This is a genomic window from Pseudomonas sp. DR48, from assembly GCF_019823085.1.
GTDB lineage: Bacteria > Pseudomonadota > Gammaproteobacteria > Pseudomonadales > Pseudomonadaceae > Aquipseudomonas.
The window spans coordinates 1,603,505-1,619,589 of the sequence record NZ_CP081946.1 but is presented as its reverse complement, the minus strand read 5'-3'; the positions used below and the strand labels follow the sequence as shown (position 1 = coordinate 1,619,589).

Sequence of the window (16,085 nt, the reverse complement as noted above, 5' to 3'; positions counted from 1 at the left end):
CGTTTCTGCGGTAACGGCGGCTTAGGGTTCCGCCCTGACGGCGGGTCACTTGGAGAAGCGCCAAGTAACCAAGCGCTCTTGCCCCTGACGTTCGGTGCCTCGCTAAGGCTCGGCATGCCCTCGCTCCGGTCCTGCTCCGTGGGCCCGCCGCCATCGGCCATCCATGGCCGGGGGCGGCTACCGCGGCATCCCTGCCGCGGTGCCCACTGCGCAGAACCTCCACTCGGCCTCACGAGGGGGCGTGCACCGCCAAAGCCAAAGCGAGGCGGCCTGCGGGCCGACCTGGTTCTTCAACGCTTGCGCGTCGTGATCCTGACCCTGATCGTTCCCACGCTCTGCGTGGGAATGCATCCCGTGACGCTCCGCGTCACCCTTGCGCAAGACTCAAGCCTGGTGTCGACAGCGGAACGCAGAGCGTCCCCGGCGGCATTCCCACGCGGAGCGTGGGAACGATCAACAGCATCGCGAGCAGGCTCACTCCCACATAAAGCAGAGCAGGCCGGCGCAGAGCTTTTGCTCCTCACCACTCATCAGGCCGAGCGTTAGCTCGCCTTGCGCTTTTGATCTTGATCTTGATCTGCTCCGTCGGGAGGCCGAACGCAGGTTCTGCGTAGTGGGCAACCCGGCATGGATGCCGGGTTAGCCGCCCCCGGCCATGGATGGCCGATGGCGGCGGGCCCACGGAGCAGGACCGGAGTGAGGGAATGCCGAGCCTAAGCGAGGCACCGTACGTCAGGGGCGCAAGCGCTTGGTTACTTGGCGCTCTTCCAAGTAACCCGCCGTCAGGGCGGAACCAATAGCCGCCGTTACGCCAAAAACGGATATGTACCCACCCTCAACCCCAACCCCAACCCCAAAACCGCCGCCATTCAAGACGCCAGACTCTTGCGAAACCGCATCAACGCAATCGCAAAGAACAGCAGCCCGATGACGGCCAATGCCAACAGATCCGGCCAGACCACGCTCAGCCCTGCGTCGCGAAACAGAATGGCGGCGCCAAGGCTGACAAAATGCGTCGATGGCGAACCCTGCATCACCCATTGCAGCCATTGCGGCATGCTGTCCAGCGGCGTGCTGCCACCGGACAGCAACAACATCGGAATGATCACCGGAATGGCCAACAGGCCAAATTGCGGTGTCGAGCGGGCCAGGGTCGCGAGGAAAATCCCCAGCGCCGTACTGGCGAACAGATAAACCGCGGTGACCATCAAAAACAGACTCATGGAGCCCGCCAAGGGCACGCCCAGTGCGCCTTTGACGATCACTTCCAGCGAAATCCAGGTGCACACCACCACCACCAGCATGTTGCTCCAGATTTTCGCCAGCATGATCTCCAGCGCGGTCAACGGCAGCACCAGCAAGTGATCGAGGGTGCCATGTTCACGCTCGCGCAGCAGTGCCGTGCCGGTCAGGATTATGGCCAGAATGGTGATGTTGTTGACGATCTGTATCACCGCCAGGAACCAGCCACCTTCCAGATTGGTATTGAACAGCGAGCGGGTGGTCAGCAGGACCGGTGCCTGATTGGCCGGATCGTTTTGCCCGCCGTAATTGAGCAGTTCGCGCTGGAAGATCCGCCCGATGTAACCCGCGCCCATGAACGCCTGGCTCATGGCCGTGGCATCCACGTTCACTTGCACCGCCGGTTGGCGACCGGCTAACAGATCCGCCTGGAAATTCACCGGCACATTGATAACGAAGGTGTATTTCCCGCTGTCCATGACCTGATCGAGTTGCCCGTAAGGCAACAGCACCGGTCGCTGGAACTCCGGCGGTTGCAGGGCTTGCGCCAGTTGGCGTGACAGGTGGCTGTGATCTTCGTCCACCATCGCGACGCTGGCGTTGTGCACGCCAATCACCGAGCCGGCGGCCGGCATATAGATCGCCACGGTAAAGGCGTAGAACAGGAACACCAGCAACACGCTGTCGTGCCGCAGGCTGGTCAGCTCCTTGAGGCCCAGCCGAAAAATATGCGCAAGCTTGTGCATCAGGCCTCCTGCTTTTTCAGCATCACCAGGCTCAGCCCGGTAAAGGCGAGAAAGAACCCGAAAAGCGCCAGGCATTGGGGCCATAACTGTCGCAGGTCGAGCGCTTTGGTGAAGGTGCCGACGGCGATATCGAGAAAGTAACCGGCCGGAAATAGCATTCCCATGACTGCAGCGGCGCCTTCCAGGGAAGAGCGCGGCACGATCAGCCCGGAAAACTGGATAGTCGGCAGGCTGGTGATGATCATCGTGCCGAGGATGGCGGCGATCTGGGTGCGAGTGAATGCCGAGATCAACAGGCCCATGCTGGTCGTTGCCAGCACATACAGCAGCCCGCCGAAGGCCAGGGTCAGGCCGCTGCCCTTGAACGGTACGCCGAACAACCAGCGGTTCATGGCCGTCAGCACCGCCAGGTTGATCAGGCTGACCGCCAGGTAGGGCGCTTGTTTACCGAGCAGGAATTCCAGACGTGTCAGCGGTGTGGCGTAGAAGTTGGTGATCGACCCCAGCTCTTTTTCCCGCACGATCCCCAATGCCGTGAGCATGGCCGGAATGAAGGCGAGAATCAGCGCCATCACCCCGGGGCCAATGGCGTTGACGCTGACCACATCCTGGTTGTAGCGGAATCGGGTTTGCAGTGTGGCCGCGGCTTGTCGATTCAGCGCGGGGCTACTCTGTTCGGCCAGCTGTTCAATGTTGGCCTGATGCACCGCCTCCACGTAATTGCGGCTGGTCTCCGCCCGAAACGGCATGCCGCCATCGAGCCAGGCTGCCACGGCCGGTTGACGTCCGGCGTACAAATCCCGGCCGAAACCTGGCGGCACTTCCAGCGCCAATTTGATTTCCGAGCGTTGAAGGCGTCGATGCAGCTCTTTCGTGTCACGAATCGGCGCTTGTTCGGCGAAGTATCGCGAGCTGCGGAACGCTTCCAGATAGGTGCGGCTTTGCGGCGTCTGGTCCTGATCGAACACGGCGAACGCGAGTTTTTCCACGTCCAGGGAAATCCCGTAGCCGAAGATCACCATCATGAAGATCGCCCCGAGCAAGGCGAACGCCATCCGCACTTTATCGCGCAGCAACTCCTTGGCTTCGCGGCTGGCCACTGCCACCAGCCGTGCGAAACTGAAACCACGTTGCTTCATCGGAGGGGGCGGTGCGACGGCTACTTCTGAAGGCGCTGCAGGCGTCGGTGTTTCGCTGGAGCCTTGGGCCTGTTCCAGGCAAGTGACAAAAGCTGCTTCCAGCGTTTCGCCCTTGAACTGTTGTTGCAAGGCCGCCGGGGTGTCACAGGCCAGCACCTTGCCGGCGTGCATGAACGAGATGCGGTCGCAGCGTTGGGCTTCATTCATGAAATGCGTGGAGAGAAAAATGGTCACGCCTTGCTCGCGGGACAGTTCGATCAACAAACGCCAAAAGTCGTCTCGCGCGGACGGATCCACGCCGGAGGTGGGTTCGTCGAGGATCAGCACTTCCGGGCGATGCAACACCGCCAAGGCCAGCGACAGTCGCTGCCGCAAACCCAAGGGCAGGGCGCCGGACGGCTGATCGGCGACGTTGTCCAGATTGAAGCGTTGGATAAGTTCGTCGATACGACGGGCGCTGTCGACCTTGGGCAAATCGAACAGTCGCGCATGCAAGTCCAGGTTCTGTCGCACGCTGAGTTCGCCATACAGCGAGAAACTCTGGGACATGAAACCGACCCGTTTGCGGGTGGCCAGGTCCTTGGCGTTTACCGGATTGCCCAGCAGGGTGGCGCTGCCTTCAGTGGCGGGCATCAATCCGGTGAGGACTTTCATGGTGGTGGTCTTGCCGCAGCCGTTGGAGCCGAGAAAGCCGAAAATCTCACTGCGACCGATGGCGAAGCTGACGTTATCCACCGCAGTAAAATCGCCGAAGCGCAAGGTCAGGCCGTGGGCCTCGATGGCGATGTCCGTGCTGGCGGTGGTTCTGGGTGGTATCACCAGCGGCAGGTTGTCGTGGCCGCTGGCGCCCTGAAAGTGGGTGAACGCTTCGTCGAGTTTGCCGCTGGGCGTCGCGGCAGCCAATTCGCTGGTCAGTCCCGTGGCAATCAGTTTGCCGCCGTCGAGCATCAGGCAGTGTTCGAATTGCTCGGCTTCTTCCATATAGGCGGTGGCGACCAGCAACGTCAGTTGCGGGCGTTGGCGGCGAACGTCGTCGACCAACTCCCAGAAACGTCGGCGGGATAACGGGTCTACGCCGGTCGTTGGTTCATCGAGGATCAGCAGGTCCGGTTCATGGATCAACGCACAACACAGCCCGAGTTTCTGTTTCATGCCACCCGAGAGTTTGCCCGCCGGGCGGTCGGCGAACCGCAGCAGGTCGGTGGCCAGCAACAGGCTGTGCATGCGCTCATCGAATTCGGCTTTCGACAGGCCGAACAGGGTGGCGAAAAAGTGGATGTTCTCGCTGATCGACAAATCAGGGTATAGGTTGCCGCCCAGGCCTTGGGGCATGAAGGCGATTCGGGGATAGAGACTCGTGCGGTGGCGGCGATCCTGGATCGAGCCGCCCAGTACTTCCAGTTGACCGTCCTGCAGGGTTTTCACGCCTGCGATCAGTCCCAGCAAGCTCGACTTGCCGGCACCATCGGGGCCGATCAACCCGCAGCGGGTGCCTGCCGGCAGGCTGAACAGGATGTCACTGAGTGCGTGCTGCTTGCCGTAACGGTGGTTGATGCCGGTCGCTTGCAGCGCCAGGACGGTCATTGCAGGTTGGCCGGCCAGTTGATCGGCGCCGTGCGCACGTAACCGGCGCCCGGCATGCCCGGTTTAGCCTGAGGCAGGGCGCTCGGGTCGGTCAGGCGCAACTTGACGCGGAACACCAGTTTTTGCCGCTCGTCGCGCGTCTCGACTTCCTTGGGGGTGAATTGCGACTTGGCCGCGACGAAGCTGATTTTTGCCGGCAATGGATGGTCGGGCAGGGCGTCGAGGAGGATCCGCGCTTCTTCGCCGACTGCCAGGCGTCCGGTGATGGAGGCCGAGAGGTAAAGGTTCATGTATTGGTCGCTGGGGTCGATCAGTAACAGCACTCGTCCGCCAGCGCCGAGCACTTCGCCGGGTTCGGCCATGCGCAACTGGATCACTCCGTCGATGGGCGCGCGCAGGCTGCTGTCATCGATTTCGCTGGTCAACATGGCGACCTGGGCCTGCGCCGCGCCGATCGCTGCGCCGACTGCCGAGACTTGTGCTCGGGCCGCTGCGACCGCAGCACCGCCGGTGTCCAGGCGGGCTTGCTGCTGATCAATGATCTGGCCGCTCACGAAACCGTGTTTGAACAGTTCCTGAGACCGTTTGAGTTCCTGTTGCGCGAGCAGTTGTTCGCTCTGGCGCAGTTGCACGTTGGCCTGGGCAGCGGAAAGGTTTTCCCGCGCACGCAACACCTCGGCTTGCGCCTGTTCGCGCTGGGCTTCGAGGGTACGCGTGTCCATCCGGGCCAGCAGTTGGCCTTTGCTGACCTTGTCGCCTTCATTGACCAGCACTTCGGCCAGTCGGCCAGGTGTTTTGCTGGCGATCTGCACTTCAGTGGCCTCGAGCCGGCCGTTGCCGACGTACAAGCCTTCGGGCAACCGGTCATGCATCGACTTCCAGTAACCAAAGCCCCCGGCGGCCAGCAGTAAAACCAGCAAGGCGCTGGCGAAAAGTATCGAAGAGCGGCTGTGAGTCGACATGCTGGCATCCTGCGGCTATTGCGTCCTAGTCTGGCAGAGCAAACGCCGGGGCGAGTTGATGCCAGTCAACTGGGACACAGGCTAACCCGGTTCCGCGCGAAAAAGTGATGGCGAAGTGGTTTTGATTTTTTAGCGTAGATCGAGAACGGCCGCCCACTGCTCGGGGGTCACCGGCATGACCGACAATCTCGAGCCTTTCTGCACCAGCGGCATCTGCTCCAACGCCGTCTGCTGCTTCAGATAATCGAGCTTCAACACCTTGGCAAACGTCTCGACATGCGCGACATCAATGGCGCTCCAGGCGTTTTTTTCTGCGTTGGCCTTCGGGTCGTAGTAATGGCTTTCAGGCTCCAGTGCCGTCGGGTCCGGGTACGCGGCTTCGACAATCTTGCCGATTCCGGCAATCCCGGGCTCGGGGCAGCTGGAGTGATAGAAGAAAAACTCGTCGCCCACCGCCATCGCACGCAAAAAGTTGCGCGCCTGATAGTTGCGAACCCCGTCCCAGCGCGCTCGACCCAGCTTCTCGAGGTCTTTGATCGAGAGCTCGTCGGGCTCGGATTTCATCAGCCAGTAGGCCATCGTTTTTGCTCCTTGCGAGGTGGTTGGGCAAGTTGTCGGGCGATTTTATGACAAACCGACGGTCGGTTGACGCCAGCGTTTGCGTGTCAGTTCACGTTGTCGCAAAATGCCGGCCTTCTAAGCTTGACGCTGCTGCACGGCCTACAACGGAAACCGCTGCTGTCATCGTGTTGATGTGCCTTTGGGGGGCAATCGATGAAACGCAAACCGGATTTACTATGGATTTTGGTTATTTTGTTCGGCCTCGGCGTCGTAACCACTGGCTATGCCCAAAGCTTGTGGAGCAACAAGACCGACGCGCCAATCGAAATCGCCCAGCAACAACCCTCGGCTTTCAAACGCTGAACCCGTCTTCGGACGCCGCTGATACCAGTGGCGTCTAGCCTGCGAAATACCACGCCCTGTCTGTCACCGTTCCTTGTAACGGCACATCCCAGCTCGCTTGAGCCAAACGTTCGACTTTCTGACATTCATGGGCCAGTCCCAGCAGCGTTGGCTTGCGCCAGGTTTGGCGGCGCGCCATATAGGCCAGGCTTCGATCATAGAAACCACCGCCCATGCCGAGGCGTCCGCCGACATCGTCAAACCCTACCAATGGCAGCAACACCAGGTCTAGCGCCCATACCTTGCGTTGCCGGGCGATATTGGCCCGGGGTTCGAGAATGCGAAAACGGTTGGGTTTGAGTGTCTCGCCGGGACGGATTCGCTGGAAAACCATTTTGGTCCGCGGCCAGGCACTGAGCACCGGCAGATACGTCGCCTTGCCCCGGCGTTGCGCGGCGCGCAGCAACAGGCGCGGATCGATTTCACCGTCGGTGGGCAGGTACAGGGAGATGTGTTTTGCGCGGCGAAACAATGGCTGCTGGGCCAATTGCTTGTACAACCCGCGAGCTGCCTGGCGCTGCTGACTGGGCGTCAGTGCGCGGCGGGCCTTGCGCAGCATGCGTCGAAGTTGCGGGCGGGGTAGCAGCGCAGGTTCGTTCATGGATTCAGGCTTCGGCAGGACGAGTACATAAAGCGTACCCGTAAAAAAGCCGATGCCGGTAATTAAACCGGCATCGGACACAAATCAGGCTCCCCGGATGAACCGCTGCTGACTTAGCCCTTGAACCCGAAAGTTCAAGGTGGAAGATGCAGTAGGCTTTAAGGCTTTCCGTCTAGCGGACATGCACACCAGCCCAACGTGCAACTTCCAGGGTAGTGCGAATCGGCTCAGGGACGTGGTCAACTGGCAAGCACCCCAGGGAGTGATGCGAGTATAACCCAAGCTGTCCGCCGAATCAGCCCTTGGTGACATCCGGATCAGTGGCGAGCACCAGATCGACGCGATCGAGCAGGTCGCGAACCTGCTCGCGGGTCGAGCCGCTGGCCTGCACATCCGGGCGTTCTTCCTTGTGCAGAAGATCGTGGGTGATGTTCAGTGCGGCCATCACGGCAATACGATCGGCGCCGATGACTTTGCCGCTGCTGCGGATTTCGCGCATCTTGCCGTCCAGGTAACGGGCGGCGCTCACCAGGTTGCTGCGCTCCTCTTGCGGGCAGATGATCGAATATTCTTTATCGAGGATCTGCACGGTAACGCTATTGCTTGAACTCATGAGTCTTGCTCCAGGGCCTTGAGGCGCGAAATCATTGATTCGACCTTACGCCGGGCGATTTCGTTCTTTTCAATGAGGTGAGCGCGTTCCTCGCGCCAGGTTTTTTCCTGAGCTAATAGGAGTCCGTTTTGACTCTTTAGTTGCTCGACCCGATTAATTAGCAGTTCGAGTCTTGCCATCAGCGCTTGCAGGTCGGTGTCTTCCATTGTGTCCACTGAATTCGGTCTGATGGATGGTAGATGGCGGACAGCCTTTAATAGTCTTGGCGAGTCTGTCGATGTAGGATACAAGGCCTTCATTCTAGACATAGCGCCGTCTGGCGCCTAGCTACCATGCCCATTCAGAATTCCCCGTACCAAGCCTTCGCCACCCTGCTGACTTCCAGCGGTCATAACGTCTCGCCTGCCGAACTGCACGGCCTGTTGCTCGGCCGCAGTTGCGCCGGTGCAGGTTTCGACGCCGAAGGCTGGCTGGTCGATGCTGCCGAACTGCTCGAAAACGAGCCACAGGACAATGTCCGCAACGCCCTGATCGGCTTGCAGGAGATGGTCAAGGGCGAGCTCACCGGCGACGACGTGACCGTCGTTCTGTTGCTGCCGACCGATGACGAACCGCTGGCTGACCGTGCCGTGGCACTGGGCCAATGGTGCCAGGGTTTCCTCAGCGGTTTCGGCCTGAACTGCCGTGACAGCAGCATGCTGAGCACCGAGGCCACCGAAGTGTTGCAGGACCTGGCGGCGATTTCCCAGGTGCAAGATGCCCTGGAAGAGTCCGAAGACGGTGAAACCGACTACATGGAAGTGATGGAATACCTGCGGGTCGCGCCATTGCTGCTGTTCTCCGAAACCAAAAAAGCAGATGCGCCGGCCGCGGCCAAACCGTCGCTGCATTAATCGTTTGCCAGGGAAAGCCATCTGCCCATGATTCATATCCCGAAATCGGAATACAGCCGTCGCCGCAAGGCCTTGATGGCGCAGATGGAACCCAACAGCATTGCCATCCTGCCCGCCGCCGCGGTGGCTATCCGCAACCGCGACGTCGAGCATGTCTATCGCCAGGACAGCGACTTCCAGTACCTCAGCGGTTTCCCCGAGCCTCAAGCCGTCATCGTCCTGATGCCGGGCCGAGAGCACGGCGAATACGTGCTGTTCTGCCGTGAGCGCAACGCCGAGCGCGAATTGTGGGATGGTCTGCGTGCCGGCCAGGAAGGCGCGATCCGCGATTTCGGCGCTGACGACGCGTTCCCGATCACCGACATCGACGACATCCTGCCGGGCCTTATCGAAGGCCGTGACAGAGTCTATTCGGCCATGGGCAGCAACCCGGAATTCGACCGTCACCTGATGGACTGGATCAACGTGATCCGCTCCAAGGCGCACCTCGGCGCGCAGCCACCGAACGAATTCGTTGCCCTGGATCATCTGCTTCACGACATGCGCCTGTATAAATCGGCGGCAGAAGTGAAGGTAATGCGCGAAGCCGCGCGGATATCGGCCCAGGCGCACATCCGCGCCATGCAGGCCAGCCGGGCCGGGCTGCACGAGTTCAGCCTCGAAGCGGAACTCGATTACGAGTTCCGCAAGGGCGGGGCGAAGATGCCGGCGTACGGTTCGATCGTCGCGTCGGGGCGCAACAGCTGCATCCTGCATTACCAGGAGAATGACGCGGTGCTCAAGGATGGCGATCTGGTGCTGATCGATGCCGGTTGCGAGATCGACTGCTATGCCAGCGACATCACCCGCACCTGGCCGGTCAATGGCAAGTATTCACCTGAGCAAAAGGCGATCTACGAGTTGGTGCTGGCGTCCCAGGAAGCCGCATTCGCCGAGATCGCCCCGAACAAACACTGGAATCAGGCGCACGAAGCCACGGTCCGGGTGATTACCGCGGGACTGGTGAAGTTGGGCCTGTTGCAAGGCGACGTCGACGAGCTGATCGCCAGCGAAGCCTATAAAGCCTTTTATATGCACCGCGCCGGCCACTGGCTGGGCATGGATGTGCATGACGTCGGCGATTACAAGGTCGGCGGCGAATGGCGCGTGCTGGAAGTCGGCATGGCGCTGACCGTTGAACCGGGGATCTACATCTCCCCTGACAACCAGAACGTAGCGAAGAAATGGCGCGGCATCGGCGTGCGCATCGAGGATGACGTGGTAGTGACCAAAACCGGTTGTGAGATCCTGACCAACGGCGTGCCAAAAACTGTCGCCGAGATCGAGGCCTTGATGGCTGCTGCACGGACACACGCGGCATGAGTCGAGTCAATCTGGCGATTATCGGTGGTGGCCTGGTGGGCGCCAGTCTGGCGTTGGCCCTGCAGGCCGGGGCCAAGGCGCGCGGCTGGAAGATCGTACTGATCGAGCCGTTTGCTCCCGGCCACACTTATCAGCCGAGCTATGACGCCCGTTCTTCGGCGTTGTCCTACGGTGCCAAGCAGATTTATCAACGGTTGGGCGTGTGGCAGGAAATCTCCCGTCGCGCCGAGCCGATCAAGCAGATTCATGTCTCCGACCGTGGGCGTTTTTCCACCGCGCGCTTGTCCGCGATGGAAGAAGGCGTTCCGGCGCTGGGTTATGTAGTGGAAAACGCCTGGCTGGGCCAATGCCTCTGGCAAGGCCTGGACAAGGACGTGGTCACTTGGCGTTGCCCGGCAGAAGTGACACGCATGGAGCCGTTGACCGACGGCTATCGCCTGACCCTCGACGACGAAACCATCCTCGAATGCGACCTTGCGGTGCTGGCCGATGGCGGCCGTTCCGGCCTGCGTGAGCAGCTGGGGATCGGCATCAGGAAGCGCCCGTACAACCAGAGCGCCCTGATCGCCAACATCACCCCGAGTGAAGCCCACAACGGCATGGCATTCGAGCGCTTTACCGACGACGGTCCGATGGCGTTGCTGCCGCTGCCGGAAAACCGCTGCGCCCTGGTCTGGACCCGCCTGGGGATGGACGCGCAACGGTTGGCGGCGCTCGATGAGCGCAGCTTTCTCAGTGAATTGCAGGGCGTGTTCGGTTATCGCCTCGGTACCCTGAAACAGGTGGGCGCGCGGCATCTTTACCCGCTGACATTGATCGAGGCCGAAGAGCAGGTGCGCCCGCACCTGGCAATCCTTGGCAACGCCGCCCACAGCCTGCACCCGATTGCCGGCCAGGGCTTCAACCTGTCCTTGCGTGATGCGCAGGCGTTGGCCGATGCCTTGTTGGCCAGCGAGAAAGGGCCCGGCGACTTTGCGACCTTGCAGGCTTACCGCGAGCGCCAGCGCCTGGATCAGAACCTCACCGTGGGTTTCTCCGATCAGGTCACCCGATTGTTTGGCAGCACCCAGCCGCTGGTTTCACTGGGCCGGAATATCGGCTTGCTCGGCCTCGATCTGCTGCCTCCGGCCAAGCGCTGGTTCGCCCGGCAAGCCATGGGGCTGGGTACGCGTCCCGATGCTTAAGTGGCTGACCGACACGTTCGGCAAAGCGCGGTTGATGCGCTGGTTCATGACCTTTTACCCGCCTTACTTGGGCGCCGGGGTTCGGGTTCAGCACATCAGTGATGACTTTCGGGACATCAAGGTGTCCATGGGCTTGAGCTGGTACAACCGCAATTACGTCGGCACCCAGTTTGGCGGCAGCCTGTATTCGATGGTCGACCCGTTTTTCATGCTGATGCTGATGGAAAACCTCGGTCATCGCTACATCGTCTGGGACAAGGCCGCCGACATCGATTTCATCACGCCGGGCAAAGGCCCGGTGTTCGCCCGTTTCACGATCGACGACACCTTGCTCGACGAGATCCGCCGGCAGACGGCCAATGGCGAAAAATACCTGCCGCAGTTGCAGGTCGATATTCATGACGGCGCCGGTCACTTGGTGGCACGGGTCGGAAAAACCCTTTACGTGCGGCGCAAGCCGCAAGCGAGACAGGCTTAAAGCATGGAAATGCGCGCAGATCTGTTGATTGTCGGGGCCGGAATGGTCGGCAGCGCCTTGGCGCTGGCGTTGCAGGACAGCGGGCTGGAAGTCCTGCTGCTCGACGGCAGCCCGATGAGCGTCAAACCCTTCGACGGGCAAGCGCCGTTCGAGCCACGGGTGAGCGCCTTGTCGGCCGCCAGCCAACGGATTCTCGAACGCCTCGGCGTGTGGGACGGCATCGCCAGCCGGCGCAGCAGCCCTTACACCGACATGCATGTCTGGGATGGCAGCGGCACCGGGCAAATCCACTTCTCGGCCGCCAGCGTGCATGCCGATGTGCTCGGGCATATCGTCGAAAATCGCGTGGTTCAGGACGCCTTGCTCGATCGTTTGCACGACTGCGACCTGGGCATGCTGGCGAATGCCCGCCTTGAGCAGATGCGTCGTTCCGGCGACGACTGGCTGCTGACCCTGGCTGATGGCCGCACCTTGCGTGCGCCGCTGGTCATTGCGGCCGATGGCGCCAACTCAGCCGTGCGGCGCCTGACCGGCGTGGCAACGCGCGAGTGGGATTATCTGCATCACGCGATTGTCACTAGCGTGCGCAGCTCCAGACCGCATCAAATGACTGCGTGGCAGCGCTTCACGGACAACGGTCCGCTGGCGTTTCTACCGTTGGACCGCGACGGACAACAGGATTGGTGTTCGATCGTCTGGTCGACCACGCCGAGCGAAGCCGAGCGCTTGATGGCGCTGGGCGATGATGCGTTCTGCCGTGAGCTGGAGCGAGCCTTCGAAGGCCGGCTCGGCACGGTTCAAAGCGCCGATCCGCGTCTGTGCGTGCCGCTGCGCCAGCGTCATGCCAAGCGATACGTGGCCGAGGGCCTGGCATTGATCGGCGACGCCGCCCACACCATCCATCCGCTGGCCGGGCAGGGCGTCAACCTGGGCTTCCTCGATGCCGCGGTCCTGGCCGAAGTGCTGTTGCAGGCGGCAGAACGTGGCGAGCGGTTGGCGGATGTGAAAGTACTCAGTCGCTATGAGCGTCGGCGCATGCCGCACAACCTGGCCTTGATGGCGGCGATGGAAGGCTTCGAGCGCTTGTTCCAGGCCGATCCGTTGCCGGTGCGCTGGTTGCGTAACGCAGGCTTGAAGATGGTCGATCAGATGCCCGAGGCCAAGGCACTGTTTGTGCGCGAGGCGTTGGGGTTGATCGGGGACCTGCCGGCACTGGCCAAGGCCTGATCACTTCATCGCGGTTGATGGTCCCATCGCGAGCAGGCTCGCTCCCACATTGGTTTTGTGAACACTGAAGATCACTTGTGAGAGCGAGCCTGCTCGCGATGGGGCCGGAACATTCCACCGCCAATTTCCAGCGGTGCAACATCTGGTAACTCCTCCGCGAACTGTTCGATTGAGAAGCTAAATGTGAGTCCTTATCATTTGGCCTCATTTTTTCAATCGTGAGATCGCTCCCATGTTGGCACCGAAGCGTCTACTGACCGCACTCGCCCTGACCCTGATTGGCAGCACTGCCACACAGGCCGCTGACGAGGTGGTGGTTTACTCCTCGCGTATCGACGAGCTGATCAAACCGGTCTTCGATGCCTATACCGCGAAAACCGGTGTGCAGGTGAAGTTCATCACCGACAAGGAAGCGCCGCTGATGCAGCGCATCAAGGCCGAGGGCGAGAACGCCACCGCCGACCTGTTGCTCACCGTCGATGCCGGTAACCTCTGGCAGGCCGAGCAGATGGGCATCCTGCAACCGTTCACCTCCAAGGTGATCGACGCCAACATCCCGCTGCAATACCGCTCTTCCGCCCATGCCTGGACCGGCCTGAGCCTGCGCGCGCGGACCATCGCTTATTCCACTGATCGGGTGAAGCCGGGCGAGCTCGCCACCTATGAAGGTCTGGCCGACAAGAACTGGGAAGGACGCCTGTGCCTGCGCACGGCGAAGAAGGTCTACAACCAGTCCCTGACCGCCACCATGATCGAAGTGCACGGTGCCGACAAAACCGAGAAGATCCTCAAAGGCTGGGTCAACAACCTGTCTACCGACGTCTTCTCCGACGACATCGCGGTACTGGAAGCCATCAACGCGGGCCAGTGCGACGTCGGCATCGTCAACACGTACTACTACGGCCGCCTGCACAAGCAGAAACCTGACCTGGCGGTGAAGCTGTTCTGGCCGAACCAGGGGGATCGTGGTGTGCACGTCAACCTGTCAGGCATCGGCCTGACCAAGCATGCACCGCATCCAGAAGCCGCCAAAGCCTTGGTGGAGTGGATGACCACACCTGAAGCGCAGCGGATCTTCGCTGACGTGAACCAGGAATTCCCGGCCAACCCTGAGGTTCAGCCCTCCGCGGAAGTCGCGAGCTGGGGCAAGTTTGTCGCCGATACCCTGCCAGTGGAAATTGCCGGCAAGCGCCAGGCCGAAGCGATTCGCATGATGGATCGCGCAGGCTGGAACTGACACTACTGCTGATCGTTCCCACGCTCTGCGTGGGAATGCATCCCCCGACGCTCCGCGTCGAAGCGTGACGCAGAGCGTCACAAGATGTGTGCCCACGCAGAGCGTGGGCACAATCATTTAACAATTCTAGAGAACCCCCGTGGCCCACCCCGCCCAACGCCGCTGGTATCCCCTGGTCTTCGCCATCGCCGCGCTGGTCCTGCTGCCACTAAGCGTTCTGCTTTTGTCCTGGCAAACCATCGATCATCAAATCTGGTCCCACCTCTGGGACACCCAGATGCCGCGCTTGCTGGGAAACACGCTGACCCTGGTGCTTGGCGTCGGTGTCGGCGTGACGCTGTTGGGCGTCAGTCTCGCCTGGCTCACAAGTCTCTGCGAATTCCCCGGCCGGCGCTGGCTGGATTGGGCGCTGATGCTGCCCTTTGCCATTCCTGCCTACGTGCTGGCGTTTGTCTTTGTCGGCCTGCTGGATTTCGCCGGCCCCGTGCAAACCCTGATGCGCGAATGGCTCGGCAGCGGCCTGCGGCTACCGCGAGTGCGCTCCACCGGCGGAGTGATCATCGTTTTGGTGCTGGTGTTCTATCCCTACGTTTACCTGTTGGCGCGCAGCGCATTCCTGGCCCAGGGCAAAGGCTTGATGGAAGCGGCGCGGGTCTTGGGACAGTCCCCGTGGCAGGCCTTCTGGCGAGTCGCCTTGCCGATGGCGCGCCCAGCCATCGGTGCCGGTGTAGCACTGGCGTTGATGGAAACCCTGGCGGATTTCGGTGCCGTATCGGTGTTCAACTTCGACACGTTCACGACCGCGATCTACAAAACCTGGTACGGGTTCTTCAGCCTCTCCAGCGCCGCACAACTGGCCAGCCTGTTGCTCTTGGTGGTGATGCTGGTGCTGTATGGCGAGCGCAGGGCGCGCGGGGCGAATCGGGCGAGTAACGAACGGCCACGGGTCAAGGCGCTGTATCACCTGCGCGGTTTTAAAGCTGTGGTTGCCATGAGCTGGTGCGGTCTGGTGTTCGCCTGTGCCTTTGTCATTCCGATGCTGCAACTGATGGTGTGGTTCTGGCAGCGTGGGCGCTTCGATCTGGATGAGCGCTACGCCGCACTGATCGTTCACACCCTGTACCTGGGTGGCATGGCGGCGTTGATCACCGTCAGCGTTGCCTTGGTGCTGGCGTTTGCCCGACGCCTGGCGCCGACCCGGTCGATCCGTATCGGGGTCAGCCTGGCCAATCTCGGCTATGCGCTGCCGGGTTCGGTGCTGGCGGTGTCGATCATGCTGGCGTTCAGTTATCTGGACCGGGAGCTGGTGATTCCTCTATCAGGTTGGCTCGGCGGAGCAGGCAAGCCGCTGTTGCTGGGCAGTCTGTCGGCATTATTGCTGGCCTATCTGGTGCGTTTCATTGCCGTGGCTTATGGGCCGCTGGAAAACAGTCTGGCGCGAATACGGCCATCTTTGCCCGAAGCAGCACGTAGTCTTGGGGTCAGTGGGCCACGACTGTTTTTCAAAGTGTATCTGCCGTTATTGCTGCCCGGCACGTTGAGTGCGGCGCTTCTGGTATTCGTCGATGTGCTCAAGGAAATGCCCGCAACCCTGCTGATGCGCCCGTTTGGCTGGGACACGCTGGCCGTACGGATATTTGAAATGACCAGCGAAGGGGAGTGGGCGAGGGCCTCGCTCCCGGCCTTGACGCTGGTTTTGGTCGGGCTTCTACCGGTCATCGGATTGATTCGACGTTCGGCGCATCGAAACGCCTAGGTGCCAGTCCTACACCTTGAGGCTACAATGCGCGGCATTCGGTGCGGTCCGTCCTTCGGACCCGGTAGCTGAGATCGGCTGGAAGCCTTGTATTTCAA

15 protein-coding genes and 1 other RNA gene are annotated in these 16,085 nt (G+C 61.2%); 8 read left to right on the top strand and 8 right to left on the bottom strand.

Going from position 1 to position 16,085, the window contains the following annotated elements; all coding sequences use genetic code 11:
• Window positions 1–869 precede the first annotated feature (869 nt).
• The 4 genes from K5K95_RS07460 to K5K95_RS07445 form a co-directional block, all read right to left on the bottom strand.
• Entirely contained in the window at window positions 870–1,988 is a 1,119-nt protein-coding gene (locus tag K5K95_RS07460) for an ABC transporter permease (RefSeq protein ID WP_222588935.1), read from the bottom strand.
• Window positions 1,988–4,711: a ribosome-associated ATPase/putative transporter RbbA gene (gene rbbA, locus K5K95_RS07455; protein WP_222588934.1), complete on the bottom strand. Its 2,724-nt coding sequence runs from the start codon at window positions 4,709–4,711 to the stop codon at window positions 1,988–1,990. Before rbbA ends, K5K95_RS07460 begins: the two co-directional genes overlap by 1 nt.
• A complete protein-coding gene (locus K5K95_RS07450; protein WP_222588933.1) occupies window positions 4,708–5,673 on the bottom strand; it encodes an HlyD family secretion protein in 966 nt (321 codons plus the stop codon). The genes rbbA and K5K95_RS07450 overlap by 4 nt, the downstream gene beginning before the upstream one ends.
• Before the next feature lie 129 nt (window positions 5,674–5,802).
• Window positions 5,803–6,252 carry an EVE domain-containing protein gene (locus K5K95_RS07445; RefSeq protein WP_222588932.1) on the bottom strand — a complete coding sequence of 150 codons (450 nt, stop codon included), beginning with the start codon at window positions 6,250–6,252 and terminating at the stop codon, window positions 5,803–5,805.
• Between the two features lie 195 nt (window positions 6,253–6,447).
• Here K5K95_RS07445 and K5K95_RS07440 point away from each other — a divergent pair, with 195 nt between their 5' ends.
• Window positions 6,448–6,597 (top strand): hypothetical protein, encoded by a 150-nt coding sequence (locus K5K95_RS07440; RefSeq protein ID WP_166655959.1) that lies wholly within the window; start codon window positions 6,448–6,450, stop codon window positions 6,595–6,597.
• 34 nt (window positions 6,598–6,631) lie between these two features.
• Here the strand turns inward: K5K95_RS07440 and K5K95_RS07435 are convergent, their stop codons facing one another.
• The 4 genes from K5K95_RS07435 to K5K95_RS07420 all read right to left on the bottom strand — a co-directional run bounded on the left by K5K95_RS07435 (window position 6,632) and on the right by K5K95_RS07420 (window position 8,056).
• Window positions 6,632–7,237, bottom strand: a complete 606-nt coding sequence (locus K5K95_RS07435) for a 5-formyltetrahydrofolate cyclo-ligase (protein WP_208672222.1) — start codon at window positions 7,235–7,237, stop codon at window positions 6,632–6,634.
• Window positions 7,238–7,323: 86 nt separating this feature from the next.
• Window positions 7,324–7,502: non-coding RNA, 6S RNA (ssrS, locus tag K5K95_RS07430), on the bottom strand.
• Between the two features lie 30 nt (window positions 7,503–7,532).
• Window positions 7,533–7,850 carry a cell division protein ZapA gene (locus K5K95_RS07425; RefSeq protein ID WP_007942435.1) on the bottom strand — a complete coding sequence of 106 codons (318 nt, stop codon included), beginning with the start codon at window positions 7,848–7,850 and terminating at the stop codon, window positions 7,533–7,535.
• The gene (locus K5K95_RS07420; protein WP_003213954.1) at window positions 7,847–8,056 is read right to left on the bottom strand and encodes a TIGR02449 family protein; all 210 of its coding nucleotides are present in this window, start codon (window positions 8,054–8,056) and stop codon (window positions 7,847–7,849) included. Before K5K95_RS07420 ends, K5K95_RS07425 begins: the two co-directional genes overlap by 4 nt.
• A gap of 126 nt (window positions 8,057–8,182) precedes the next feature.
• Between K5K95_RS07420 and K5K95_RS07415 the strand changes: the two genes are divergently transcribed.
• The 7 genes from K5K95_RS07415 to K5K95_RS07385 all read left to right on the top strand — a co-directional run bounded on the left by K5K95_RS07415 (window position 8,183) and on the right by K5K95_RS07385 (window position 15,987).
• Complete coding sequence (locus K5K95_RS07415) at window positions 8,183–8,743, top strand: YecA family protein (protein WP_222588931.1); 561 nt, start codon at window positions 8,183–8,185, stop codon at window positions 8,741–8,743.
• 27 nt (window positions 8,744–8,770) lie between these two features.
• Window positions 8,771–10,105: a Xaa-Pro aminopeptidase gene (gene pepP, locus K5K95_RS07410; protein ID WP_222588930.1), complete on the top strand. Its 1,335-nt coding sequence runs from the start codon at window positions 8,771–8,773 to the stop codon at window positions 10,103–10,105.
• A complete protein-coding gene (gene ubiH, locus K5K95_RS07405) occupies window positions 10,102–11,289 on the top strand; it encodes a 2-octaprenyl-6-methoxyphenyl hydroxylase (protein WP_222588929.1) in 1,188 nt (395 codons plus the stop codon). The genes pepP and ubiH overlap by 4 nt, the downstream gene beginning before the upstream one ends.
• Window positions 11,282–11,767, top strand: a complete 486-nt coding sequence (locus K5K95_RS07400; RefSeq protein ID WP_208670957.1) for a DUF4442 domain-containing protein — start codon at window positions 11,282–11,284, stop codon at window positions 11,765–11,767. The genes ubiH and K5K95_RS07400 overlap by 8 nt, the downstream gene beginning before the upstream one ends.
• A gap of 9 nt (window positions 11,768–11,776) precedes the next feature.
• Complete coding sequence (locus K5K95_RS07395; protein WP_222590305.1) at window positions 11,777–12,994, top strand: 2-octaprenyl-3-methyl-6-methoxy-1,4-benzoquinol hydroxylase; 1,218 nt, start codon at window positions 11,777–11,779, stop codon at window positions 12,992–12,994.
• Window positions 12,995–13,226: 232 nt separating this feature from the next.
• Window positions 13,227–14,231, top strand: coding sequence for an extracellular solute-binding protein (locus K5K95_RS07390; protein ID WP_222588928.1), 1,005 nt, complete (start codon window positions 13,227–13,229; stop codon window positions 14,229–14,231).
• Between the two features lie 139 nt (window positions 14,232–14,370).
• Window positions 14,371–15,987, top strand: a complete 1,617-nt coding sequence (locus K5K95_RS07385; protein ID WP_222588927.1) for an ABC transporter permease — start codon at window positions 14,371–14,373, stop codon at window positions 15,985–15,987.
• The last annotated feature ends 98 nt before the right edge of the window (window positions 15,988–16,085 follow it).